Annotated in this window: 22 protein-coding genes and 2 pseudogenes; 9 read left to right on the top strand and 15 right to left on the bottom strand. The window is 72.8% G+C overall.

Annotation, left to right across the window (positions count from 1 at the left end):
• Positions 1 to 118: 118 nt before the first annotated feature.
• From lanL to ACIRYZ_RS27200, 3 genes are all read right to left on the bottom strand, one after another.
• Entirely contained in the window at positions 119 to 2638 is a 2520-nt protein-coding gene (gene lanL, locus ACIRYZ_RS27210) for a class IV lanthionine synthetase LanL (protein WP_402948822.1), read from the bottom strand.
• A 2-nt stretch (positions 2639 to 2640) separates the two neighbouring features.
• Entirely contained in the window at positions 2641 to 2808 is a 168-nt protein-coding gene (locus tag ACIRYZ_RS27205; protein WP_402948820.1) for an SflA family class IV lanthipeptide, read from the bottom strand.
• Positions 2809 to 3023: 215 nt separating this feature from the next.
• Positions 3024 to 3659, bottom strand: a complete 636-nt coding sequence (locus ACIRYZ_RS27200; RefSeq protein WP_402948817.1) for an NAD(P)-dependent oxidoreductase — start codon at positions 3657 to 3659, stop codon at positions 3024 to 3026.
• Positions 3660 to 3750: 91 nt separating this feature from the next.
• Between ACIRYZ_RS27200 and ACIRYZ_RS27195 the strand changes: the two genes are divergently transcribed.
• Complete coding sequence (locus tag ACIRYZ_RS27195) at positions 3751 to 4407, top strand: TetR/AcrR family transcriptional regulator (protein ID WP_402948814.1); 657 nt, start codon at positions 3751 to 3753, stop codon at positions 4405 to 4407.
• A 22-nt stretch (positions 4408 to 4429) separates the two neighbouring features.
• Here ACIRYZ_RS27195 and ACIRYZ_RS27190 read toward each other — a convergent pair whose 3' ends face one another.
• Positions 4430 to 4921, bottom strand: coding sequence for an Lrp/AsnC family transcriptional regulator (locus tag ACIRYZ_RS27190; protein WP_387627240.1), 492 nt, complete (start codon positions 4919 to 4921; stop codon positions 4430 to 4432).
• Between the two features lie 161 nt (positions 4922 to 5082).
• On the opposite strand from ACIRYZ_RS27190, the gene ACIRYZ_RS27185 reads away from it, so the two are divergent.
• Positions 5083 to 6774 (top strand): histidine decarboxylase, encoded by a 1692-nt coding sequence (locus ACIRYZ_RS27185; protein WP_402948811.1) that lies wholly within the window; start codon positions 5083 to 5085, stop codon positions 6772 to 6774.
• Positions 6775 to 6838: 64 nt separating this feature from the next.
• On the opposite strand, the gene ACIRYZ_RS27180 is transcribed toward ACIRYZ_RS27185, so the two are convergent.
• Both ACIRYZ_RS27180 and ACIRYZ_RS27175 read right to left on the bottom strand, forming a co-directional pair.
• On the bottom strand, positions 6839 to 7342 hold the full coding sequence (locus tag ACIRYZ_RS27180; RefSeq protein ID WP_402948808.1) for an LURP-one-related/scramblase family protein: 504 nt from the start codon (positions 7340 to 7342) through the stop codon (positions 6839 to 6841).
• Between the two features lie 160 nt (positions 7343 to 7502).
• Positions 7503 to 7715 carry a hypothetical protein gene (locus ACIRYZ_RS27175; RefSeq protein WP_402948806.1) on the bottom strand — a complete coding sequence of 71 codons (213 nt, stop codon included), beginning with the start codon at positions 7713 to 7715 and terminating at the stop codon, positions 7503 to 7505.
• Positions 7716 to 8000: 285 nt separating this feature from the next.
• Here ACIRYZ_RS27175 and ACIRYZ_RS27170 point away from each other — a divergent pair, with 285 nt between their 5' ends.
• Positions 8001 to 8813, top strand: coding sequence for a hypothetical protein (locus ACIRYZ_RS27170; RefSeq protein WP_402948803.1), 813 nt, complete (start codon positions 8001 to 8003; stop codon positions 8811 to 8813).
• 53 nt (positions 8814 to 8866) lie between these two features.
• On the opposite strand, the gene ACIRYZ_RS27165 is transcribed toward ACIRYZ_RS27170, so the two are convergent.
• Both ACIRYZ_RS27165 and ACIRYZ_RS27160 read right to left on the bottom strand, forming a co-directional pair.
• Positions 8867 to 9826 (bottom strand): hypothetical protein, encoded by a 960-nt coding sequence (locus ACIRYZ_RS27165; protein ID WP_402948802.1) that lies wholly within the window; start codon positions 9824 to 9826, stop codon positions 8867 to 8869.
• 418 nt (positions 9827 to 10244) lie between these two features.
• On the bottom strand, positions 10245 to 10925 hold the full coding sequence (locus tag ACIRYZ_RS27160) for a LuxR C-terminal-related transcriptional regulator (RefSeq protein WP_402948800.1): 681 nt from the start codon (positions 10923 to 10925) through the stop codon (positions 10245 to 10247).
• 166 nt (positions 10926 to 11091) lie between these two features.
• Between ACIRYZ_RS27160 and ACIRYZ_RS27155 the strand changes: the two genes are divergently transcribed.
• The gene (locus tag ACIRYZ_RS27155; RefSeq protein ID WP_402948797.1) at positions 11092 to 14259 is read left to right on the top strand and encodes a bifunctional cytochrome P450/NADPH--P450 reductase; all 3168 of its coding nucleotides are present in this window, start codon (positions 11092 to 11094) and stop codon (positions 14257 to 14259) included.
• A gap of 74 nt (positions 14260 to 14333) precedes the next feature.
• Here ACIRYZ_RS27155 and ACIRYZ_RS27150 read toward each other — a convergent pair whose 3' ends face one another.
• From ACIRYZ_RS27150 to ACIRYZ_RS27135, 4 genes and pseudogenes are all read right to left on the bottom strand, one after another.
• On the bottom strand, positions 14334 to 15221 hold the full coding sequence (locus tag ACIRYZ_RS27150; protein ID WP_402948794.1) for a S1 family peptidase: 888 nt from the start codon (positions 15219 to 15221) through the stop codon (positions 14334 to 14336).
• Between the two features lie 475 nt (positions 15222 to 15696).
• Positions 15697 to 16239 (bottom strand): GNAT family N-acetyltransferase, encoded by a 543-nt coding sequence (locus ACIRYZ_RS27145; RefSeq protein WP_402948792.1) that lies wholly within the window; start codon positions 16237 to 16239, stop codon positions 15697 to 15699.
• Positions 16205 to 16822 carry a hypothetical protein gene (locus ACIRYZ_RS27140; RefSeq protein WP_402948789.1) on the bottom strand — a complete coding sequence of 206 codons (618 nt, stop codon included), beginning with the start codon at positions 16820 to 16822 and terminating at the stop codon, positions 16205 to 16207. Before ACIRYZ_RS27140 ends, ACIRYZ_RS27145 begins: the two co-directional genes overlap by 35 nt.
• A 59-nt stretch (positions 16823 to 16881) precedes the next feature.
• Positions 16882 to 17211 (bottom strand): annotated as a pseudogene (locus tag ACIRYZ_RS27135) (helix-turn-helix domain-containing protein); the annotation flags it as partial.
• A 73-nt stretch (positions 17212 to 17284) separates the two neighbouring features.
• Between ACIRYZ_RS27135 and ACIRYZ_RS27130 the strand changes: the two are divergent.
• Together ACIRYZ_RS27130 and ACIRYZ_RS27125 are read left to right on the top strand one after the other, a co-directional pair.
• A pseudogene (locus ACIRYZ_RS27130) lies at positions 17285 to 17894 on the top strand (SDR family NAD(P)-dependent oxidoreductase).
• 95 nt (positions 17895 to 17989) lie between these two features.
• The gene (locus ACIRYZ_RS27125; protein ID WP_402948786.1) at positions 17990 to 19063 is read left to right on the top strand and encodes an NAD(P)-dependent oxidoreductase; all 1074 of its coding nucleotides are present in this window, start codon (positions 17990 to 17992) and stop codon (positions 19061 to 19063) included.
• A gap of 111 nt (positions 19064 to 19174) precedes the next feature.
• On the opposite strand, the gene ACIRYZ_RS27120 is transcribed toward ACIRYZ_RS27125, so the two are convergent.
• The 3 genes from ACIRYZ_RS27120 to ACIRYZ_RS27110 form a co-directional block, all read right to left on the bottom strand.
• On the bottom strand, positions 19175 to 19483 hold the full coding sequence (locus ACIRYZ_RS27120) for a hypothetical protein (protein ID WP_402948784.1): 309 nt from the start codon (positions 19481 to 19483) through the stop codon (positions 19175 to 19177).
• Between the two features lie 45 nt (positions 19484 to 19528).
• Positions 19529 to 20170, bottom strand: a complete 642-nt coding sequence (locus ACIRYZ_RS27115; RefSeq protein WP_402948782.1) for a DUF4937 domain-containing protein — start codon at positions 20168 to 20170, stop codon at positions 19529 to 19531.
• 172 nt (positions 20171 to 20342) lie between these two features.
• Complete coding sequence (locus ACIRYZ_RS27110) at positions 20343 to 20894, bottom strand: YceI family protein (protein WP_402948779.1); 552 nt, start codon at positions 20892 to 20894, stop codon at positions 20343 to 20345.
• Between the two features lie 309 nt (positions 20895 to 21203).
• Between ACIRYZ_RS27110 and ACIRYZ_RS27105 the strand changes: the two genes are divergently transcribed.
• The 3 genes from ACIRYZ_RS27105 to ACIRYZ_RS27095 all read left to right on the top strand — a co-directional run bounded on the left by ACIRYZ_RS27105 (position 21204) and on the right by ACIRYZ_RS27095 (position 22979).
• On the top strand, positions 21204 to 21911 hold the full coding sequence (locus ACIRYZ_RS27105; RefSeq protein WP_402948777.1) for a ribonuclease H: 708 nt from the start codon (positions 21204 to 21206) through the stop codon (positions 21909 to 21911).
• A gap of 76 nt (positions 21912 to 21987) precedes the next feature.
• Positions 21988 to 22668, top strand: a complete 681-nt coding sequence (locus ACIRYZ_RS27100) for a hypothetical protein (RefSeq protein ID WP_402948774.1) — start codon at positions 21988 to 21990, stop codon at positions 22666 to 22668.
• A gap of 95 nt (positions 22669 to 22763) precedes the next feature.
• The gene (locus ACIRYZ_RS27095) at positions 22764 to 22979 is read left to right on the top strand and encodes a hypothetical protein (protein WP_402948771.1); all 216 of its coding nucleotides are present in this window, start codon (positions 22764 to 22766) and stop codon (positions 22977 to 22979) included.
• Positions 22980 to 23061: the final 82 nt, after the last annotated feature.

Below are 23061 nucleotides of genomic sequence, written 5' to 3'. Positions count from 1 at the left end.
CCACCTATAACGCGAGGATCGACATGCGAAAGACGACCTGGAAACCGGGCGGCCCGCCCCCGCCGGTGGTCGGTCGGACCGCGGCGGCGGCGTCGTGGGCGCCGGACGACGGCGCACGTCAGTCGATGAGGCCGAGCCGCCGCCCGCCCCGGTCGTGCAGCCGCCGGAAGAAGGCGAGCACCCCGGCCGAGCCACCGGCCCAGGTGGCGCTGGAGCGGGTGAGGCCGGTGTCCGGGAACACCGGACGGGTGGGGGTGCCGCCGCTGCGGCTCAGGATGATCGCCGCGACGGTCTCGGCGGCGTCCCAGAACTCCTCGGACCCGGACGCCGTGGCCACGTCCACCAGCAGCTCGCCGACCCCGGACAGCCCGCAGCACTGGGTGACCAGCGGCATCCGGGGTGCCAGCTCGGCGCAGCCGCGCGCGGCCCGCTGGGCGAGGGCGAGGTACCCGGGTTCGCCCAGGCGGTCGGCGGCCCGGACGAGCACCGCCCCGATTCCGGCCAGGCCCCGGCACCACGAACCGTAGCGGCGGGTCGCTCCCGGGGCGCTCGCCGCCGCGAGGATGTCCGGGGTGAGGGCGGCGAGCCGGGCAGTGGCCTGCCGGGCCCGGCGGAGCGCGGCGGGATCGCCGGTCGCGCTGCCGTATTCGAGCAGGAAGTACGCGACGCCCGCCGCGCCGTGCGCCAGCCCCTCGCTCAGGGCGGCGCTGCCGACCGTGTCGGCGCCCGCGGCCGTCAACCGGGCCGTGCCGGAGGCCAGCATCCGGTCGCACTCGGCGGCCACGGCGAGGTGCCGGTCGGCGAGTGCGTGGTGGCCGCCCGCGCCGGCGTGCCGGGCGAGCAGCAGCCGGCCGATGCCGATCCCGGCGACGCCCTCGATCAGGTCCGCCTCCGGCGGTCCGCCGTCCGGCCCCGAGGCCGGCAGTGTTGGCAGCGTTGCTGGGGTCGGCAGCGCCGCCGGGCTCGCCGCCGACGCGCCGTGCGCCTCGGTGAGGAAGAGCTCGACGCCGGTACGGCCCGAGTAGAAGCCCGGTGACAGCTTCCTGGACTGGCCCGCCGTCCAGTGCGCCAGCGCCTCGACGGCGTCGCGCACCCCGGGCCGGTGCAGGTGGTGGAGGAGTTCCAGGCCGAGCCCGGAGCTGCCGCCGTAGACGTCGATCGGCGTCGGGACGGCGGCGCGTGCGGCGGCCACGGGGTCGGCGATCCGGCAGGCCTCCTCGACGCAGAACGCGGTGGTGTGCCCGATGACCTCCCCGAGTAGGCGGTCGTCGAAGCGGAGCCGTCCGGGCGTGCGGGCGACGGCGGGTGCCCCGGTGCGCAGCCGCTCGGCGCCGGCGGTTCGCACCGCCGGGTCGAGGCTCATCAACTCGCCGATCACCGCCCGGAATCGACGGTGCTCGTCGCCGGGCAGCGCCCAGGCCAGCCCCGCCAGCGTGCGGTCCCGGTTGACCGCGGCGTCGGCGTCGACGATCACCGGATCCATGCCGGTGGCGGCGAAGCACAGCGTCGCGCCCAGGGCGTAGTAGTCGTCGGCGGGCTCGGCCGCGCCGACCGCGCGCCGAACCGGGCCGCTGTAGCCGGGCGTCGAGCCGTCCGGGCCGGCCCCGTTCAGCGCGCTGATCCCGAAGTCGATCAGATGGCAGCGTCCCGAGGCGTCGAGCACGACGTTGTCGGGCTTCAGATCGCGGACCACCACGCCCCGGCGGTGGATGCCGTCCAGGACGCGGAGCAGCCGCGCGGCCAGCTCGGAGAGCGTGCCGTCCCGGTGCGGGCCGTTCCGCTGGACGACCCGCCGCAGATCCCGGTCGCCGCAGCTGGTCATCACCAGGTACTCGTCCGTGCGGTGCCGGAAGTAGTCGAGTGCGCGCGGCACCCCGCCGAGGCCGTGGAGCGCGCCGAGGACGGCGTGCTCGTTGCGCAGCCGGTCACGGGTGTCCGCCCCGGACTCCTCCTCGGACACGAAGGCCCGGGCCTGTTTGACGACCACCGGCAGGCCGCTGGTCCGGTCGAGCGCCCGGTAGACGTTGCCCTGCGGCTTGCGGGCGATGCCGCCGGTGACCCGGTAGCGCCCACCGCCGAGTCCGGCGTCGCCGTGCGGGCGGTCCCGGTGCTCGAAGGGGTCCTCGGCCCAGGGCGGGCACCGGTAGGAGGCGCCGGCCAGCCCGTCGAAGAGCCGTCCGTCCGGGCCCGTCATGACGGATTCGAGCCGCCCGCTCCGGCCGGTCCGGTAGTCGCCGCTGAAGGGCCCGTAGCGGTAGTAGACGGGGGAGTCGGGGTCGACCCGCCGGTCGCTGACGATCTGCGGACCCTCCCGGCCGCGCAGTACGGCGACGAGTTCCTGGGCGAGCGTGACGACGGTGCCGGGCGCCGGGTAGACCGTGATCGCCTTGCCGACCGAACCGGCGCTGGACACACCGGAGTTGAGTGCCCGCAGGGTCTGCGGATCCCTGGCCCACTTCGCGTGGCAGACATGGCGTGCCAGCACCGGCAGGACGAGGCCGAGCGCGGCGTCGAGTTCGCCGGGGCGGGCGGAGACGTGCAGCTTCCAGCCGTGTTCCATCGCCGGCATCCGCGGATCGTTCAGGTACGACCAGGTGTCATCGGACCATCCGCTGCGGCCGGCGATGGAACCGGTCACCGTCAGGAGTTGAAGTCGCAGGCGAAGCGGGTGGTGGCCGTCACCCACGGGTCGGCCAGGCAGGCCGTGGCCTCGTGGTCGCCGCGGTCGTCGTCCTCGAACACAATGGCCTCGTCATCGACCACCAGGGGGCCGGCATCGCGGATCTCGTCGATCAGGGGAACGGGCATGTGGCGCCTCCAGGTCTGGTCGTGCCTTTGGCGATGGCGACGGTGCGGATCGCGGCCGCCGCGAACCGGCGGGCCCGATGGGGCCGGGTTCCTGGTCCACGAAGGTAGGGAGGAACGGCACGCCTGACAAGGGATCAGGACGCATCAACTCCACTTGCCGTACACATCCGTGGAGGAATCGTGGAATCGCCTCCGGTGGCAGGCCGCCGCCCGGGTCAGGAGCTGACGCCGACCGCGTGCCGGAAGCTCGCCGGGTCGGTGACCAGGTCCAGCATGGCCCGCGCGACGTCGGCGCGGGGGACGGCGGAGCCGGCCGGTCCGGATTCGACGGCGTGCCGGTAGTGGCCCCGGCCGGGCCGGTTGGTCAGCCGCGGGGGCCGGACGGCCGTCCAGTCCAGGTTGCTCTCGCGCAGCACGCGCTCCATCGCCTCCAGATCCGTGTACACCTCCCGGAGGGCGGCCCAGAGCAGGGGGCCGAACACCTTCGCGGCGAGGAGGGGCTGCCCGGCCCCGGAGCGGTTGAGCGGTGCGGCGCTGACCACGAGGATGCGGCGCACCCCGACGGCGGCCATGGCGGTGGCCGCCGCGCGGGCGGAGGTCGAGGCGGGTTTGAGGGGGTCGGTGCGGCCGGCCTGGCCGATGCCGGAGAGGACGGCGTCGGCGCCCTCGATCACCGGTTCCAGCGACGCGGGGTCGAGGGCGTCGGCCCTGACCACGCTCAGGCGGTCGTGGTGGACGGGCAGTCGGGCCGGGTCGCGGACCGCGGCCGTGACGTGGTGCCCGTCGGCGAGGGCGAGGGCGACCAGGTGGCGGCCGATGCCGCCGGTGGCGCCCAGAACGGCGAGTTTCATGACCCCTCCCAGGGGGTGGGTGAGTGCCCACTTTCTTCTTCTCCCGATGGTGAGTGAGTACTCACCCACCTGTCAAGGTAGGCTGGTGCCCATGACGAACGAGGGGACGCAGCGGGGAGCCGAGCCGCTGACCGGGGGCGCGCTGACCCGGGCGCGGGTGCTGGACGCCGCCGCCCGGCTGATCGGCACGGTGGGGCTGGTCCGAGCCACCACCAAGGAGATCGCCCGGGAGGCCGGCTGCTCGGAGGCGGCGCTGTACAAGCACTTCCGGGACAAGGAGGAGATCTTCGTCCGCGTGCTGCGCGAACGCGCCCCGCGGCTGGCCGCCGCCGTCGCCGAACTGCCCGACCGGGCCGGGGCGGGCACGGTGCGCGAGCACCTGGAGGCGGTGGTCGAGGCCGCCGTGCCGTTCTACCGGCAGTCGTTCCCGATGGCCGGCGGGCTGCTCGCCAGCCCCGAGCTGCTCGCCGCGCACCGCCGCAAGCTCGACAATGCCGGTCCGCACCACGTCAGTTCACACCTGGCCGACTACCTGCGCGCCGAACAGCGGCTGGGGCGGGTCTCGGCCGCCGTCGACCCGGAGGCCGCCGCGATGCTGCTGATCGGCGCCTGCTTCCACCGTGCCTTCCTGGAGGTCTTCTACGCCGGCGAGGGCCCCGCCGAGGCCCTGCGGCCCGTCGCCCTGGCGGACTTCGCGAGCGCGACCGTCCGGGCCCTGCTCGGCGGCATCGAGGCGCCGGAGGCCTGAGCCCGCCAGGCGGTCCGAGCGGTCAGTGCCCGGGAGCGAGGTAGCGGCGGCCCGGTATCTGTTCGAAGATCAGGTTGGTCCGGGTCTGGGCGACCGCCGGGTGGGTGGTGAGGTGGTCGACCACGAAGTCGCGCAGCGCCTCGGGGCTCGCGACGCCGACGTGGAGCAGGTAGTCGTCGGAGCCGGCCATGTGGAAGACCGCCAGGACGCCGGGCAGGTCGGGGGCGGTGCCGCGGAAGCTCTCGTTCTGCTCGCGGGTGTGGGCGCGTAGCCGCACCGAGATCATCGCCTGGAGCGGCAGCCCGATCGCGGCGGGGTCGAGTTCGGCGCGGAAGGCGCGGATGATGCCGCGCTCCTGGAGCGCGCGGACGCGGGCCAGACAGGTGGACGGGGCGATGCCGACGGCGGCCGCCAGGGCGTTGTTCGGGAGGCGGGCGTTGTCGGCCAGGGCTCGGATGATCGCCCGGTCCACGTCGTCGAGGGGCGCTCGCCGGGCCTGCGGATTGTTCGGCATGCCTGCCAGGATTCCAGCCCGTTCCGCAGATTCGCAAACCTGATCGGGGTTGGGCCGAATGTTCTTCGGAGGAGCTTCCCCACAGGCCTGGAAAGTTCCATCCTTGCCGCTGGCGACGAACGTCCGTCGCCGTCCGCAGCAACCCCCGGAGTGCCCCGCCCATGAGCCCGACCGCGTCCGCCGCCCTCGCGCCGACCGCCGCCCCGAGCGCAGTCCCGACGGCAGCCCCGACCACCGTCGACCCCGGCCCGGAGCTGGACGGCCGCGACTTCGCGCTCCCCGCGGGCGGCCTGGACGACGCGCAGCGGCTGCGCGCGCTCGACACCGTGGACGAGTACCTGACGCGCAAGCGCAAGCACCTGGTCGGTTACCAGGCCACCCAGGACATGCAGGGCACCGCGCTGGACCTGGCCCGGTTCATGCCGAACAACATCAACAACCTCGGCGACCCGTTCCAGAGCGGCGGCTACAAGCCCAACACCAAGGTGGTCGAGCGGGCCGTCCTCGACTACTACGCCAAGCTCTGGCACGCCGAGCGCCCGCATGACCCGGCCGACCCGGAGTCCTACTGGGGCTACATGCTGTCCATGGGCTCGACCGAGGGCAACATGTACGCCCTCTGGAACGCCCGCGACTACCTGAGCGGCAAGGCGCTGATCCAGCCGCCGGCGGCCCCCTTCGACGCCGTGCGCTACGTCAAGGCCGACCCCGACCGACGGAACCCGAACGCCCACCACCCGGTGGCCTTCTACTCCGAAGACACCCACTACTCCTTCGCCAAGGCCGTCGCCGTCCTGGGCGTGGAGACCTTCCACGCCGTCGGCCTGGAGAAGTACGCCGACGAGTGCCCGCTGACCGACCCGGTGACCGGCCTGCGCAGCTGGCCCACCGAGGTCCCGTCCCGCCCGGGCCCGTCCGGGCTGCCCTGGGACGGCCCCGGGGAGATAGACGTCGACGCCCTTGCCGCGATGGTCGAGTTCTTCGCCGCCAAGGGCCACCCGATCTTCGTCAACCTCAACCTCGGCAGCACCTTCAAGGGCGCCCACGACAACGTCCGCGAGGTCTGCGAGCGGCTGCTGCCGATCTTCGAGCGGTACGGCCTGGTCCGGCGCGAGGTGGTCTACGGCACCGACCCGAAGACCGGGGAACCGCTGGTCGACCTGCGCCGCGGCTTCTGGATCCATGTGGACGGCGCGCTCGGCGCCGGCTACGCGCCGTTCCTGCGGCTGGCCGCGGAGGAGCCGGCGAAGTACGGCTGGACCCCGGAGGTGGAGCTGCCCGAGTTCGACTTCGGTCTGCGGCTGCCCACCGCCGAGCACGGCGAGGTCGACATGGTCTCCTCGATCGCGATGAGCGGGCACAAGTGGGCCGGTGCGCCGTGGCCGTGCGGCATCTACATGACCAAGGTGAAGTACCAGATCTCGCCGCCGTCCCAGCCGGACTACATCGGCGCGCCGGACACCACCTTCGCCGGCTCCCGCAACGGCTTCTCGCCGCTGATCCTCTGGGACCACCTGTCCCGCTACTCCTACCAGGACCAGGTGGACCGGATCCGCGAGGCCCAGGAGCTGGCCGCCTACCTGGAGCGGCGTCTGGTCGCCATGGAGCGGGAGCTCGGCGTCGAGCTCTGGCCGGCCCGCACCCCGGGCGCCGTCACCGTGCGGTTCCGCAAGCCGAGCCCCGAGCTGGTGGCCAAGTGGTCGCTGTCCTCGCAGGACGTGCTGATGGTTCCGGGCGACGAGGCCACCCGGCGCAGCTACGTGCACGTCTTCGTGATGCCCTCGGTCGACCGGGCCAAGCTCGACGCCCTGCTGGCCGAACTCGCCGAGGACCCGGCGATCCTGGGGCGGTAGGCGGCTGTCGGAGCCCCCTGGCCGGCTGAAGCCCCCTGGCCGGTGGCCGGGGGGCTTCCGGTGCTCAGAGGTTGGTGAGCTGGTCGCCCTTGGCGTCCTGGAGGACGTGGTCGACGCAGACCGCGAGGATGACCAGCAGGAGCGCGTCCTGCTGGTTGAGGACGTCCACGGCGTAGGCGTCGCGGACGGTGAACCAGCGTCGGGATATGTGGGCCAGGGTGGTGCCCTCGTGCTGGATGTCGAACTCGCGGTCCCAGAGGTTGCCGTTGACCTTCAGCCGGCGGCCGTCCTGGAGGCGGACCTTGAAGCGGTCTCCGAAGAGCGTGAACATCTTCTTGCTGATCTTGGCGGCCGGCTGGCCGTCCTGCTTGATCAGCAGGGTGTGGTGGATCGTGAAGGCCTTGCGGACGATGCTCGCGACGTGCTCGCCGCGGGTGTCGACCAGGGCGAAGGTGCGGCGCAGCCGGAAGAACTTCCGGTTGACGCGGTAGAGCTTCTCCCGGTGCTCCGTCTCGATCCAGGCCTCCTCGTGGAAGGCGAACATGCGGTCGCGGACCAGGTAACGCACAGCGGTTCCCCCGTGGTAGATCGTTTCCGCCGGCCCTGCGGCCCGGCGCGGCCCAGAGCGTAGCGGCTGGTCAGCGCGGGGGAGGGGGAGGGGGTGCTGCTTTTACCGGTCTGCGACATTCCCCCTACACCACGGTGACGTGGAGCCGGGGGACACGGAGCTAGGCGATGCCCTGCCCGTCGATGTCCGCCCCCCACTCGTCCTCGCCGACGGCGCCCACGCAGTAGCCGCCGCCCTGCACGGTGCCGCCGGCCGCCTGGCACTGTTCGGCGGTGACGTCCTGCGGGAGCGCCCAGGCGGGTGCGGAACCGGCGAGGACGAGGACGGCGGCGGCGAGCGGGACGGCCAGCCGGGCCGGCGATGAAGTGATCATGTGTTTCACAGCAGCACACGCCAGGAACGGCCGCGAGTCGGAAGGGTCCGTTCGAGGGCTGTGGGGGCGGTTGCCCGGCGGTCTCCGGAGCAACGCGGAACCGCCGGGTCCGGTGCGGCCGATATTGGCACAGGGGGATGCCGCATAAAGGACGATGAATTAATCCCATTTTCGCGCGCCGCGACATCCGCCGTTAAATGGCTTGTGTACATCCTTGATCCTGCTTAACTTGGATCCGTCATCGAATGTCCGACCGGTTCCGGGCGGCAGGAGAAAGGGGAGGGAATGGTCAGGTTTTCCGATACGGTTCTGCTGGCCCTGGGCGATGCCGGCACCCTCAAGTCCGCGCTGGCCCCGCGGGGCGACACCACCGGAATCCAGACGCTGATCGGCGCGGTCAACGACCTCGATTTCGCCAGAATCGACAGGATTCAGGACGTCACGGTCGGAGACGTCACGCTCCAGGTTCCGTTCTTCCCGCCCCGGTGCGTCGAAGGTGATCTGAGCCGGATCGTGCCGAGCGACACCCCGGCGGATCCCAGACTCGCGGTCGCCCGGGATCCGATCTGGGTCGACATCCTCGCCCGCATCCGGGTCGATCTGGTCGCCGAGGTCGACCCGGGTGGAGTGGAGTCGACGGTGACGCGCCTGGTCGACAACATCGGCACGCTGGATGATTTCCGTGCCCAGGTCCCTTTCCTCGACCTCGACGAATTCATGAGACGTCATCGGCTGGCGACGGTCGAGGACCTCCGTGACGCCTACCAAGACCTGGTGGCCGAGATCCGGCTGCGGGCGCCGCCGGTATTCGATCCGGCCGATCCGGCGAATGCGTACGGCGTCGACATCTCGGTCGCCGTCCTGATCCTGGACTCCCTCGACCTGGTCGCGGGGCTGCGGGCCGCCAAGGAACTCCGTGCGGCGACGAGCCATCTGCTGAGTCCCGCCCGGCCGTCCGTCCTGGGCGAGGCCAACGCACCGTACGCGGTGGCCGTGGTCCTGCCGAAGCCTGGAGCGGCGTCCGATCCGACCACGGGTGACGTGAGGAAACTGTTCGCCCGTGAGGACGTCCTCAGCCTCTTCTTCCCGACACCTTAGTGCTCTGACCGCACCGCACTGCTACCTGCGCTCGAACGACCGCGGCTGCGCCATCAGTTGTCCGCGGGCTCGGAGCCGACGGCGCGCAGGCGCAGTTGCCATGTGTCGGTCTCGGCGGCGACCCGGACAACGATCAGGCCGGGGCGCGGGACGGCGAGCACGTTGGTGGTCCGTTCGGTGGTGGTGCCGATGGCGGCGATCGTCCGGTTCGGGTAGCCGGACCAGACCGCCGGCACCGGGCAGTCGCACGGCCCGACGGACCAGCAGCCGCAGGCGAAGGTCACCGACCAGTCGTTCGACGCGACCTCGGCCACCAGCTCCACGGGCGTCTCGTCCCGGACGGCGAACACGGTGCTGCCCTGTCCCGAACGCGTCGGTGGCAGGCTCTCGACCTCCGCCGGGCTCAACAGCCGCACAGCCCACTCGCGCCGCCCGCCACGACCGTTCACCCGCAGGTGCGTCACATCGCGGGTGACCAGACCCAGGGACTTGTGCACGACGGCCCACCCACCGGTCAGCCGGTCGTGGGTCCGCACCCGGTTCGCGGTCCTGGTGAGCGGCGAGATCGAGAGGAAGGCCTGCCTGGTGGCCCGCACCGCGACCTCGGCCACTGCGGCGGTTCCGGGCTCGGGCCAGCCGATGGCGAACACCTCCTCGGTCTCCTTCGCCCCATCCTGCACGCCGCTGTAGGTGAACGGGCCACGGTGCGAGAGCTCCGGCAGCGGCGGCACGGCGTCCTGCGGGACGGTGCCGACGAGGGCGCTTCGCTTGAACCGCGGCGTCCGCGCCACCGCGGGCCTGGGCCTGGGCCTCCACACGTCACCGGCCCGGAGATCGACGGCCGTCGAGGCAGCGTCGGCCGCCGACCGTTCGGCTGCTCGGGCGGCGGCCTCGGCGGCCTCGGCGGCCTTGGCCGCCCGATCGACGGGCCGACGGAGGACCAGCGCGGTGAGCAGACAGCCCAGCAGAAAGGCGATGACGACCAGCACGGTTCCCCCCAGGAATTCGATCACCAGAGACTAGCCGGTCGAGATCCGATGGTGTGGTGATCAGCTCGTCCGGCGTCTCCTCAACTGACATCCATAGGAGCATCCAAGCCACGCTCGCACCTGCTCGTCGTCGTGCAGGTAGCCGCCCTCGGGGCCGATGGGCAGATCAATGCCGCGCAGCAGGTCCAGGGCCCAGCGGGCCAGGTCCTCCCGGACGAGGTCATCATCGTTGGAGCCGTCGCGCAGCCCACAGGTCAGTCATCCTGCGGACTTTGACCGGCGCTGCCACCACGGCTCCAGGCCGGGTGACGAGGACCGTCACCGTCGGCGGTGGTCCCTGGGCGGTGGGAGTGTTCCCGGACAGCCGTCGCATCTACGTCACCGACACCCACGCGAACGCCGTGTCGCGATCGACCCCGAGCCGCGCTGACCGCCCCGCGCGTCACCGAGGCCTGGCCACCTCCGGGGGCCAGGCGCCGGGGGTGAGGACGCCGAGGGCGTAGGCGCGGGCCACCAGGGCGGTGCGATTGGGCAGTTGCCAGCGGCGGGTGAGCCGGGCGAGGTGGTAGTTGACGCCGTCCGCGGTGAGCCCGATCTCCTTGGCGATCCGGGCGGTGGTGGCGCCCCGGGCGGCCGCGGCGAGGATGCGGGCCTCGATCGGACGGACCGCGGCGCTCGGGTCGGGCGCCGGCGGAGCGGGCCGAACGGCGGGTTCGTCGAGGGTGCGCAACGAGAGCAACAGGTTCGGGGTCTGCTCCGGGGTGTCGCTGACCAGGTCGACGGTCATCTCGCCGTGGCGCTCGCCGCCGCCGGAAGGCCGCCAGGACACCCGGGCCGGGTACTGCGAGCGGCGGTGCAGCCGGACGGCCTCGGCGAGCGCCTGCAGGGTGGCGCTGTCCCGCAGGGTGAAGAACTCCAGGATCCGACGGCTGCGCAACTGCCCCGGCAGCATGCCGAATTCGGCCGCCATCGCGCGGTTGACGATCAGGATCCCGCCGCCCCACGCCACCACGGCGATGGGCAGCGGCACATGGTCCAGCAGACGCAGTGCCCGGTTGCGCCAGATCACCGCGGCGTCCAGCCGGGTGCCCGGCGCCGGACCGCAGCCGTCGGTCGGTCGCATGCTCCGCTCTCCTCCCGCGGCAGCCGCCCGCATCAGATCTGACGGGTCGTGGGCAAGTCTTCGGATGCCGCTGCCACTACACAATCATGTAGTGATCGTTGCCGTGCGCATGTCCCGGGGGCGCAGAGTGGAGGAGTCGAGAACTTTCCTTGGGAGGGACCAAGCGATGACCGAGACCACGACCGATGCCGTGCCGACTCCACCGACCGCGGCGCCGGCCCGGGCCCAGAACGTCCCCCTGGTGGACATCTCCGCGCTGCCGCCGGTCTCCACCCCCGTGCTGCGGACCATCGAGCTGGTCAGAGAGCACGGCCCGGCCTTCGTCCAGCGGTTGCACGGACGGGACACCGTGATGGTCAGCAGCCTGGAGCTGGTGGAGGAGTTGGCGGACGAGGAGCGGTTCCGCAAGGCCGTCGGCCCGGCGCTGGAGAACGTCCGCGAGTTCACCGGCGACGGCCTGTTCACCGCCTACAACGAGGAGCCCAACTGGGCCCGGGCGCACGACATCCTGATGCCCGCCTTCGCGCTCGGCTCGATGCGCACCTACCACCCGGTGATGCTGCGGGTGGCCCGCCGGCTGATCGGTTCCTGGGACCGCCGCGCGGCCGCCGGGCTGACGGTGGACGTGCCCGACGCCATGACCAGGATGACCCTGGACACCATCGGGCTGGCCGGGTTCGGCTTCGACTTCGGCTCCTTCGAACGGGACGACCTGCACCCGTTCGTCGAGGCGATGGTGCGCTGTCTGGAGTGGGCGATGACCAAACTCACCCGTGACCCGGAGCTCGACCACAGCGAGCGCGACGCCGCGTTCCGCGCCGACGCCGACTACCTGGCCGGGGTGGTGGACGAGGTGATCACCGCCCGCGCCGAAAGCGGCGAGCAGGGCCCGGCCGAGGACCTGCTCGGGCTGATGCTGGGTGCGGTGCACCCCGTCGACGGCACCCGGCTGGACATCGAGAACATCCGCAACCAGGTGATCACCTTTCTGATCGCCGGTCACGAGACCACCTCGGGCGCGCTCTCCTTCGCGCTGTACTACCTGTCCAAGCACCCCTCCGAACTCCGGCGCCTCCAGCGGGAGGTGGACGCGCTCTGGGGCGACCAGGCCGACCCGGAGCCCTCGTACGAGGACGTCGGACGGCTGCGCCGCACCCGCCAGGTGCTCAACGAGGCGCTGCGGCTGTGGCCGACGGCGCCCCAGTTCAGCCGGGAGGCGCGCGAGGAGACCCTGCTCGGCGGGCGGATCCCGGTCCGCCCCGGGCAGCCGATCTTCGTGGTGACCCCGATGCTGCACCGCGACCCGGCCTGGGGCGACAACCCGGAGCTGTTCGACCCGTCCCGGTTCGACCCCGAGCGGGAGGAGGCGCGCTCGCCGCACGCCTTCAAGCCCTTCGGCACCGGCGAACGCGCCTGCATCGGGCGGCAGTTCGCGCTGCACGAGGCCACCATGCTGCTGGCCATGCTGGTCCACCGCTACCGGCTGATCGACCACACCGACTACCGGCTGACCCTCAAGCAGACCCTCACCATCAAGCCCGACGGGTTCACCCTCGCCCTCGCCCCGCGCACCCCCGCGCCGGTGGCGCAGCCGGTCCGGAGTGCGGGCCCCGCCGAACGCTCCGAGCTGCCCGGCCGGGTCCGCCAGGGCACCGGGCTGCTGCTCCTGCACGGCTCCAACTACGGCGCCTGCCGCGAGTTCTCGCGCCAACTCGCGGACGTCGCCGGCGAACTCGGCTGCGCCACCGAGGTCGCCCCGCTGGACGCCTACGCGGACGGGCTGCCCACCGACCGGCCGGTGGTGATCACCGCGGCCTCCTACAACGGGCAGCCGACCGACGACGCGGCCGTGTTCGTCCGCCGCCTCCAGGAGGAGGGGCGGAGCGCGGACGGGGTCGAGTACGCGGTGCTCGGCATCGGCGACCGCACCTACGCCGCCACCTACCAGCGCATCCCCGCCCTGATCGACGACCGGGTCGCCGCCCTCGGCGGCACCCGGCTGCTCGCCCGCGCCGAGGCCGACGCCTCCGGCGACCTGGCCGGTACCGTCCGGGCGTTCACCGAGGCGCTGGGCGTCGCCCTGCTGGAGCGCTACGGGGACGCGGACGCCCCGGCGGTGCGGCAGGAGGAGGCCGCCTACACGGTGACCGAGCTGGTGGGCGGCCCGCTGGACGCGCTGGCCGCCCGGCACGGCATGGGCGAGCTGACCGTCACCGCCGTCGACAGCCTGACCGACCCCGACTACCACCGGGTCAAGCGGCTGGTCCGGCTGGCCCTGCCGGAGGGGGTGGAGTACCGGACCGCCGACCACCTCACCGTGCTCCCGGCCAACGACCCGGAGCTGGTCGAGCGCGCCGCCAAGCTGTTCGGCGCCGAGCTCGACACGGTGCTCTCCGTCGTGGCGCACCGGCGCACCGGCCTGGCCGTGGACCGCCCGCTGACGGTGCGCGAACTACTCACCCACCACGTCGAGTTGCAGGACCGCCCGACCGCCGGGCAGTGCGCCGTACTGGCCGGGCTCAACCCCTGCCCGCCCGAGCAGGCCGCCCTGCGGGCGCTGCCCGCGGACGACCCGCGCACCCTGCTGGACCTGATCGAGGACCACCCGGCGCTGCGGGAGCGGCTGAGCTGGCCGGTGCTGCTGGAGCTGCTGCCGCCGATCCGGCCGCGGCACTACTCGATCTCCTCCTCGCCGGCCGGCGACGCGGGCCGGGTCGACCTGATGGTCTCGGTGCTGAGCGCGCCGGCCCGCTCGGGCCGGGGGACCTTCCGGGGCACCGGCTCCGGCTACCTCGACCGGGTGGCGGTCGGGGAAACCGTGCGGGCCCGGGTGCAGCCGTGCCGGGAGGTGTTCCGGATCGGCCACGACACCCCGGTGATCATGATCGCGGCCGGTACCGGCCTGGCGCCCTTCCGCGGGGCCGTCGCCGACCGGTGCGTGCTCCTCGACGGCGGGGCGGAACTCGCCCCGGCGCTGCTGTACTTCGGCTGCGACGACCCGGAGGCGGACTACCTGCACCGGGCCGAACTGGAGGCGGCCCAGCGGACCGGCGCGGTCTCGATGCGGCCCGCGTTCAGCGAGCGGCCGGTGGACGGGCAGCGCTTCGTCCAGGACCGCATCGCCGTCGAGGCGGCGGAGGTCTGGGAGCTGCTCGCGGCCGGCGCCAAGGTGTACGTGTGCGGCGACGGCGCCCGGATGGCGCCGGGCGTGCGGGACGCGTTCCGGGCGCTCTACCGGCAGCGCACGCCCGGGGCGGACGAGCAGCAGGCGCGGGACTGGCTGCAGGGGCTGGTCGAGGGCGGCCGCTACGTCGAGGACGTGTACGCGGGCTGAAACGGGTCGTGCGCCCGCCGCGTGGTGCGGCGGGCGGACGGCTCCGGGGCCCGGTCCGGCGCGGGTCCCGGGAGTCAGTACACGTTCACCCGGTACTTGGCGAGCGCCGCGTTGACCGGCTGGTAGAAGGTCGTCCCGCCCACGGTGCAGTCGCCGCTGCCGCCGGAGGTGAGGCCGAGCGCCTTGCCGCCCTCGTACAGCGGGCCGCCCGAGTCGCCGGGCTCGGCGCAGACGTCGGTCTGGATCAGGCCGCGGACGGTGTCGCCGCCGGTGTAGCGCACGGTGGCGTTGAGCCCGGTGACCGTGCCGGTGTGGGTGCCGCTGGTCGAGCCGGTGCGGGTGACCTGCTCGCCGACGTAGGCGTTCGGGGCGGAGGTGAAGCCGCCGGGGTGCTCCAGTGCGTTGTTGTCGTACCGGACCAGCGCGTAGTCGTGGTCCGGGAAGGTGGAGCTGACGGTCGGCCCGATCAGCGTGGTGTGGTCCTTGTCGGTGTACCAGGTGCCGGCGACGTTCCCGCAGTGGCCGGCGGTGAGGACGTAGTGGGTGCTCCCGCTCGACACGTTGAAACCGAGCGAGCAGCGGTACTTGTCGCCGTAAACGGCGTCGCCCGCGGCGAGCAGCGGGGTGAACGCCCCGGCGACGCGGTGGATGGTCAGGGTGTCGGCGGTGGGGCCGGCGGCGCGCATGAGCTTGGCGAGCCCGGCCGGGGACACGGTGCTGTCGGCGGTCACCACGACGCGGCCGGCGTCCTGGTCGACGTACCAGGCCGTCCCGTCGACCTCGGCGTTGAGGACGGCGTCGCTGACGGCCGCGAGCTGTTCGGCTGCGGCGGTGTGGGCGGGGACAGGGGCGGGGGCGGCTGCGGCGTCCGGCGCGGCGACCGCGGTGGCGGTCAGCAGGCCGAGGGTGACGGTGAGCAGCCGGCTGCGGCGCTTGGTGCCGGTGCGGGGGGTCCTGCGCATGGTCCTCACCGATCTCCTCCTGGGAGTGAGAGGCCCCTGAGGGGCTGGGGGCCGTGAGGCGCGGTCAGGAGATGGGCGGACACCTGCCGGTGCTGTCCGGAAGCACGGAGGATGATCTGCCCCTGACAGGCGCTGTCCGGAAGTATGAGGAAGCGGACCGTTCGGTACAAGCTTCCTGACCAGGTGTCGGGGGGCCCGCGCGTCACCGGTCGGCGGGAAACGCCGGAAGCATCCGAAGAAAGTGTTATCGCCCTGGGCGGTGGACGGTCTCCTGGGCATGGGAACGAACGCGCGACGCCGTGGCAGAGGTGCGCGGCCGGAACGCGGGGTTCGAGATGGGGCGCTCCGCGCGGAGATGAGGGTCTCCGGCCGCGTTCGTTCCCACGGCGCCCGGCCGGATCGTCCCGTCCGGCCGGGCGCCGCCCGGCGGTCCGCGCGCATTCCCCCACGGCGACGGACCGTCGGGTCCGTTCCGTCAGCTGCGGTCCAGCCGCCAGACCAACTCCTCGCCGGTCTCGGCCGGGGCGAGGGCCTCGGCGGGGCGACGCCGGTGCTCGGTGAAGCCGAGGCGGGCCGGGACGGCGGCGCTCGCGTGGTTGGCCGGGTCGTGCACGATCTCGACGAAGTCCACGCCGGGCAGCCGGAAGGCCTGCTCGGTCAGCGCCCTGGCGGTGCGAGTGGCGATCCCGCGGCCGGTCGCGGCGGGGTGCAGCCAGTAGCCGATCTCCCGGCCGTTCTCCGGGGTGTCGTCACGTCGGAACAGCCCGCAGGCGCCGACGATCGCGCCGTCCAGCAGGATCGCGTAGGTGAAGTCCTTGCCGCTCTCCCACAGCTCCGGCCGCTCGGCCAGGAACTCGGTGGTCTTCGCCCGGCTGTGCTCGGCGACCCACGGCATGAACGGCCGCAGGTGCTCCAGCGACTCCTCGATGACCCGGAAGAACTCGGGGAGGTCCGTCTCGCCGCGGAAACGGCGCAGCGTCACCTCACCCAGCGGGATTTCCTGCTCTGCTAGCTCCATCTGTGGAGGATCGCCGTTGCCCCGTTGCCCCGGCAACAGGATTACGGCGGACCTTCAGCCGGTGCAGCAGGGCGCCGACCGCGGCCACGACGGTGGCGATGACCAGCAGCGTCAGGTCGGCGAGGCCGCCCATGGCGAGATCGAACCGGGGGTTGGCGGCCTGGTCGGTGAACTCCGGGTCCACCAGGCCGCCCGGGTCCTCGGTGACGCTGACCCGCTCACCCACGGTGTCCCCGGTGCCGCACTTCACGGACGTGCTGCGGCCCGGGGCGTCCTCGTAGCGCACCGCGCAGTAGTAGGTGGTGGTCTTGCCGTGACTCACCCGGACCTCGGTGACGGTGCCCGGGTGAGCGATGCCGCGCGTCGACAGCACAGTGGCCCGCGCCGTGCTGTTGCTCAGCAACGGCACCCCGATCATCGGGGCGAGCAGCAGCGCCAGTGCCACGAGCCGCAGCGGACCGGACCGGCAGAAACTCAGCAGGGCGTAGATCAGACCGATCAGCCCGGTCAAGGCCAGCAGCAGCGACGGGACCAAGAACCACAGGCCGAAGGCCCCCAACGCCCCGCCGAGCGGCAGCAGCACGGCGGCGGCCGGGATCCACAGGGCGGTCCGCAGCGGACGCTTCGGCCAGGGGACGTCGGCATCCGGGCCACGTGCGGGCGAACCCGCCGCACGGCGTTGCCGCCGGGCGGCGCGGTCGATCCCGCCAGCCGGAACAGGTGGCTGCGCTCGGCCGACGTGAGACCCAGGACCTGGGCCAGCGCGTCCAGGATCCGGGCCGATGGCCGCGCTCCCCGGGCCTGCTCCAGCTGCGTGTAGTAGTCGACCGACATGTGGGCGAGCTCCGCCACCTCCTCGCGGCGCAGGCCCGGTGTGCGGCGGGCGGTGCCCGTCGTCGTCAGCCCCGCCTAGTGCGGACGCAGACCCGCCCGACGGTCCCGCAGAAAGCGGGCCAGTTCCTGCCGCGCCATGCCACCCCCCGGCCATGTGCCTGGTACGGACTGTCCCTGGCAGAGCGAGCGGCGTCAGAGGATCGTCGTGTCCATGAACGATCGCACAGCTCTCGTCACCGGTGCCAACAAGGGCATCGGCAAGCACATCGCCCGGCTGCTCGCGGCCGAGGGCCTCACCGTGTACGTGGGCGCCCGCGACCCGGGACACGGACAGCGGGCCGTCAAGGAGATCGGCGCCGTCACTCGCCCCGCCGGCCGCCCTCCGCGTCGAGGAGTTCCGGTGCACGTTCGAGACCAACGTGTTCGGGGTGGTGGCGGTGACCGATGCCTTCCTGCCGGCCCTGCGCCGCTCCCCGCACCCACGCATCGTCAACATCTCCAGCGGCACCGCGTCGCTGACCTGGAGTACGAACCCCAACCCCCAGTTCACCCCGGGAAGCGGTGGCGCCGCCGCCTACCGGTCGTCCAAGGCCGCCCTCAACGCCCTCACCGTCCTCTACGCCCAGACACTGGCCGAGGACGGTTTCAAGGTCAATGCGCTCACCCCCGGCCTGCGGGCCACCGATCTCAACCCCCGGGCCGCCGCTGCCGGCGGTGACCCGGCCGAGGCCGCGCAGGGCGCACTCCGCCTGGCCCTGCTGCCGGACGACGGGCCCACCGGAGGCTTCTTCTCCTGGGACGGAACGTCCGTGCCCTGGTGATCGGCGATCGGTGATCAGCCGGGGGCGAGGCCGGGCCGCCGGGGGCTAAGGCGGGCCTCCTGCGCAGGTGTTCCGCCTCGGATAGCGTCCGTCCCATGGAAAAGGGGAGTGCTGTGGGGCGGATGCGGGTGCTGCTGTTGGACGCGGCTCCGGGGGAGTTGCTCGATCGGGAACTGGAGCGTCTGGTCGGGCACGGTCTTGCCGTCACGCTGAACCTGCGGCGGGTGAGTGACCCGGCGGGTGTGACGGAAGCGTGGTCGGACCGGGTCGAGTTCACCGATGTCGATCCGTTCGACGAGTCGGCGCTGATCGGTGAGGTGGTTCGGGGCGGGTTCGGGTATCACGCGCTCAAGTCCCGGGCGGGCGTTCCGTTGGGGGCCGCGTTCCTCGCGGCGGCGACCGACCGGGCACTGGTCCATCGGCTCCGGGTGATCGGTCGGGCCGGTGCGGGCACCGACCATGTCGACCTGGTCGCCGCTGCCCGTCACGGTGTCACCGTCACCCACACGCCCGGCTCCAACGCCAACGCCGTCGCGGAATTCGCGCTGGCCCAGCTGCTGGCCCTGACCCGGAGCCCGGCGTCGTACAACGAAGCCTCGCACCAAGGACGTTGGAGCGCACCGACGGCTCCTGCGGTCGAGCTGTCGGAGCTGACCCTGGGCATCGTCGGGCTGGGGCGGATCGGCCTGGCGCTGGCCGAGCGCGCACAGGCCCTGGGCATGGACGTCCAGGGCTATGCGCGGCGCTCGACCCGGACGCCCGTCCGCAGGACGGCATCCCTCGAAGCCCTGCTCGCCACCAGCGACGTGGTGTCCCTGCACCTCCCGCTCACCCCGGACACCGAGGGGCTGATCGGCCCGGCCGGGCTGGCCCTCATGCGGCCGGGATCGATCCTGCTGAACACCGCCCGGGGCGGCATCGTCGACGAACAGGCTCTGGCCGACGCCCTGCGCGACCCGGCCCACCCGCTGGGGGCCGCCGCCGTCGACACCTTCGCCCACGAGCAGGCCGCCTTCGCCTCGCCGCTCTTCGGCCTGCCCAACGCGCTGCTCACCCCGCACGTCGCAGGGATGACCGGAAGTGCCATGGCCGACGCGGCCCTGCGCTGCGCGGACCACATCGCGGCGCTGCTCGCGGGGCGGCCGGACGGCGTCCCGGTGGTGACCTGACCGGCCGGCGGGACGGAACGGTCGTCGGGGTGTCAGTCCGCCGTACCGACGTCGCTGCGGCGGTGGTTGTGGACCTGGGCGGACGGCGGCGACGTGTGGGGCGAGCTGCTCTCACGGCTCAGGTGATACGGCTTCCGCCGGTCGGGCCTGGGCGGTGACGGCCCGCATCAGGGTCGCCGTCTGAAGGTCCGCCGGGAAGAAGGTCTCGATGGCGATCTCGTCCAGGGTCACGTCCCGGGGCGAGCCGAAGACCGTCGTGGTGTAGAGCAGGGCGAGTTCGCCGTACTCGGTGGCCAGGCGCAGCGGGACCACCAGGTCACCGGCGGACCCGTCCGGGGCGGGCTCGCCCGGGTCCGCCGGCAGGGTGGGGCAGGACTCCAACTCGGCCAGGAGTTCGGACGGCCGGATCAGCGCCGTCACCGTCTTCCTCGACCGTGCCCCCGAGGGCTTCGAGGCCGCTCCGCATCACTGGGTCCGTGACGGCAGGACCTGCCAGGAAGGTTCCAGCGGCAGGACGTGCCCGGTCAGCGACTCGACGTCGGCCGGGACGTCCGCGCGGGCGCGCAGCGCGGGGAGTGCGTCGGCGGTGTAGGCCGCGTGGGCCTCGGCGGAGGTCCAGAGGGTGGTGACCAGGTAGCGGTCGGCGGCGAGGCGGGTGACGGTGCCCGCGAGCATGCCGCCGGCCGCTGCCATGCCGGGGGCCCAGACCTCGCGTTGGACCTCCAGGAAGTGGCCGGTACGGCCCGGGCGCAGCACGCAGTCGGCGGCGCGCAGCAGGGTGGCGTGCTTCAGGGCATTCGTGGGGAAGGGCGCCGAGCCCGGCATGGTGAGCGCCACCGGGCCGGCGGCCACCTGGATCGAGCTCCAACTGTCCTGCTGGGCCGCCTCGGTGGCGACCGCGTCATGACGTTCGCGCATGAAGCGGCCGTACGCCTCCTCGTCCGCCCAGAGGGCGAGCACGAGTGCCCGGCCGTCCGTGCGGGACCAGCCGCCCACCTGGCCGACCAGCCCCGGCTGGTCCGCGAGCGCCGCCCAGCGGCGCTGGCCGGCGGAGAAGGTCCCGTGTGCGCCGGGCCGTATCCGGCAGTCGATCCACTTGCCCCACATGTGGGCCATCATGCTGTGCCCGGGGGGAGGAGGATCAATCGGTCGGAGGTCGCCGGGGTGCTCCGTCCGGGGATGTAGGTGTGCCGGGCCGTGGAGAGGCCGGACGAACCGGCGAAGCCCCGTCGGCGGAGTGCGCCAACGGGGCCGTCGACGGGCCGTCGGGTGGGGGCCGCTAGCCCTGCTTGATCGCGGAGATGTCGAACTCCAGGACGACCTTGTCGCCGACCAGGACGCCGCCGCCCTCCAGTGCCGCGTTCCAGGTCACGCCGAAGTCCTTTCGGCTGATGGACACCGAGCCCTCCAGGCCCACCCGCAGGTTGCCGTACGGGTCGACGGCGTTGCCCGTGTACTCGAAGTCGATGGTGACCGGGCGGGTGGTGTCCTTGATGGTGAGATTGCCGGTCACCCGGTACTCGGCATCGGAGCCTGGCTCGACGGAGGTGGTGCGGAAGGTGATGTCCGGGTAGTTGGGGGCGTCGAGGAAGTCGTTGGTGCGCAGGTGCTGGTCGCGTTGTTCGACTCCGGTGTCGATGCTCTCGGACTTGATCACCAGCTGGGCGGTCGAACGGGACGGGTCGCTGCCGTCCAGGTGGGCGGTGCCCTCGAACTGGTGGAACGCGCCGCGGACCTTGGTCACCATGGCGTGGCGTGCGACGAAGCCGATCCGGGTGTGGGCGGGGTCGAGGACGTAGTCCCCGGTGAGCTCGGGGAGCGAAACGGGCATGGTGTGCCTCCAAGGTGGTCCGGGTCCTGGCGGTGGTGTGCCCGGAGCGTTCCCGGACCACGCCGGGGCTTGCGCCTCCTCCGCCTGGCCAAGGCACGCTGCGGAGCGTCAGGGTGCAAACTGCCAGCCCGTCGCGCCACCGCCTCGTGCGCCGCGCGGCACCCCCGCGGCAAGTTAGCGCCAATGGGTGAAGGCAGGACCGGCCGAGGAAGGGCCGATGGCGGGTTCCTACGGAGTCCTGTCGCTGCCGCCCTGCCCGGTTCCGGGCGACTTTGGTTTCCGGCCGCCTGACCAGGCATGATCGGGGGCATGGTCGAACGAGTCATTGCAGCGTGTGACGGAGCAGCCAAGGGCAACCCGGGCCCGGCGGCCTGGGCCTACGTGGTCGCGGACAGCGCCGGGGCACCCCAGCGCTGGGAGGCAGGGCCGCTCGGGCACAGCACCAACAACATCGGCGAGCTGACGGCGCTTCAGCAGCTGCTGTCCGCCACCGACCCGGCCGTCCCGCTGGAGGTCCGGCTCGACAGCACCTACACCCGTGACTCGGTGACCAAGTGGCTCAAGGGCTGGAAGCGCAACGGCTGGAAGACGGCCGCAGGCAAGCCGGTGGCCAACCGTGAGCTGATCCAGCGGATCGACGAGCTCCTTGAGGGCCGGGACGTCACCTTCGTGTACGTCCCCGCCCACCAGGTGGACGGCGACCCGCTGAACGCCATCGCCGACAAGGCCGCCAGCGACGCCGCCCGCACCCAGCAGGCCGCCGCCGGGACCGCCGCCGACCTCCCGGTGCCCGACCCGGCCTCGGCCGCCAAGGCCCCCAAGGCCCGCAGCATCCGCCCCGCCGCCGCGAGCGGCACCGGCGGCACCGGCGGCACCACCAAGCGGACGGGCTCGCGCACCCTGAACGCCCGCTTCCCCGGCACCTGCCCGTGCAGCCGCCCGTACGCCAAGGGCGACAAGATCACCAAGGTGGGCAGTAGCTGGGGACACCCGGAGTGCGCCGCAGCCCACGCCTGACCTGGGTCTTTTCGCGCCGTCGCCTGAGTACGGGTACTCAGGCGACGGCCCGGCCCGGCGGCGGACGATATCGGGCATGACGAAGCGCGGGACGAAGGACGGGCGGGGCCACCGCAAAGCCGTGGCGGTGGTCACGGCCGCAGGGATGCTGGCCCTCGGTGCGGTCGGGTACGACGCGGTGGTGGAGCTGCAGGACGCCTGGGCGGGGCGGCCGTACCCCGTGGCCGATCCGGCCGCCGTCGCCAAGCACCTGGACGCCCGGACCCAGACCGTCTACGGCGCCCTCGCCCTGCCGCCGGGCGCGGCGCTGGACCGCGAGCCCTGGGCCGGGGACGGGATCACGGCCCGGGTCTACGACGTCTGCCGTCCCCGGGGCATCTCCCACCTCCTGGAGAACATGAGCGACAGGGGAGCCGACGAGCCCCGCACGGCAACGCTCGACGCCGGCTTCATCCTCACCGGGATCACGCCCCCGCAGGCGCAGGAGGCCCTGCGCCGGGCCCGGCAGACCCTGACCGGACAGGGCTGGACGGAGACCGCCGCGGACGACACCAGGGTGACCCTGAAGCCCCCGAGCACCGGCCCCGGATCCCTGGCCGAGACGGTCACCGTCGGCTTCAGCCCCGAGCGCGGCACCCTCGCCGTCGCGGCGGGCACCGAATGCGCCCGCTACCCCGACGACACCCCGGTGGACTGGGATGGGAAGCCGACCGACCTGCCGAGCCCCACGGCCCCGGCGCAGCTGCGCAGCCACTGACCGCGATCGGAGCGTGACGGCGTGTGGACCTTTGAGTCCCCGGCCCGCCGCGCGCCGTACAGGTCGGTGAGCGGGCCGGAAGGAAGGTGAGAGTGATGATCGTCTCCGAGACGCCGGAGTTCCACGTCGGCGACCGGGTGTGGGTCTACCGCGACTCCTCCTACGGCACGGTCGAGAGCGCCGTGGTCGTGGACACCCCGGCCGACCGCAGCCTCCGCCTGAAGTTCGCCGACGGCCACCGCAACCACCTCCGGAGCGGCCGGGTGGAGCTGCACACACCGTGCAGGGAAACCGCGTTGACAGACCGTTAAGAACGGAGGTCGGTAGCCCGTCGACCGGTGGGACCGCTGTCATCATGAACATGATTCCGGCGGCGGCGCCGGAACCGATGGT

Source organism: Kitasatospora sp. NPDC101155, assembly GCF_044768305.1.
Lineage (GTDB): Bacteria > Actinomycetota > Actinomycetes > Streptomycetales > Streptomycetaceae > Kitasatospora.
Note: the sequence above shows the minus strand (reverse complement) of the source record. Positions and strands in the feature narration are given on the sequence as shown.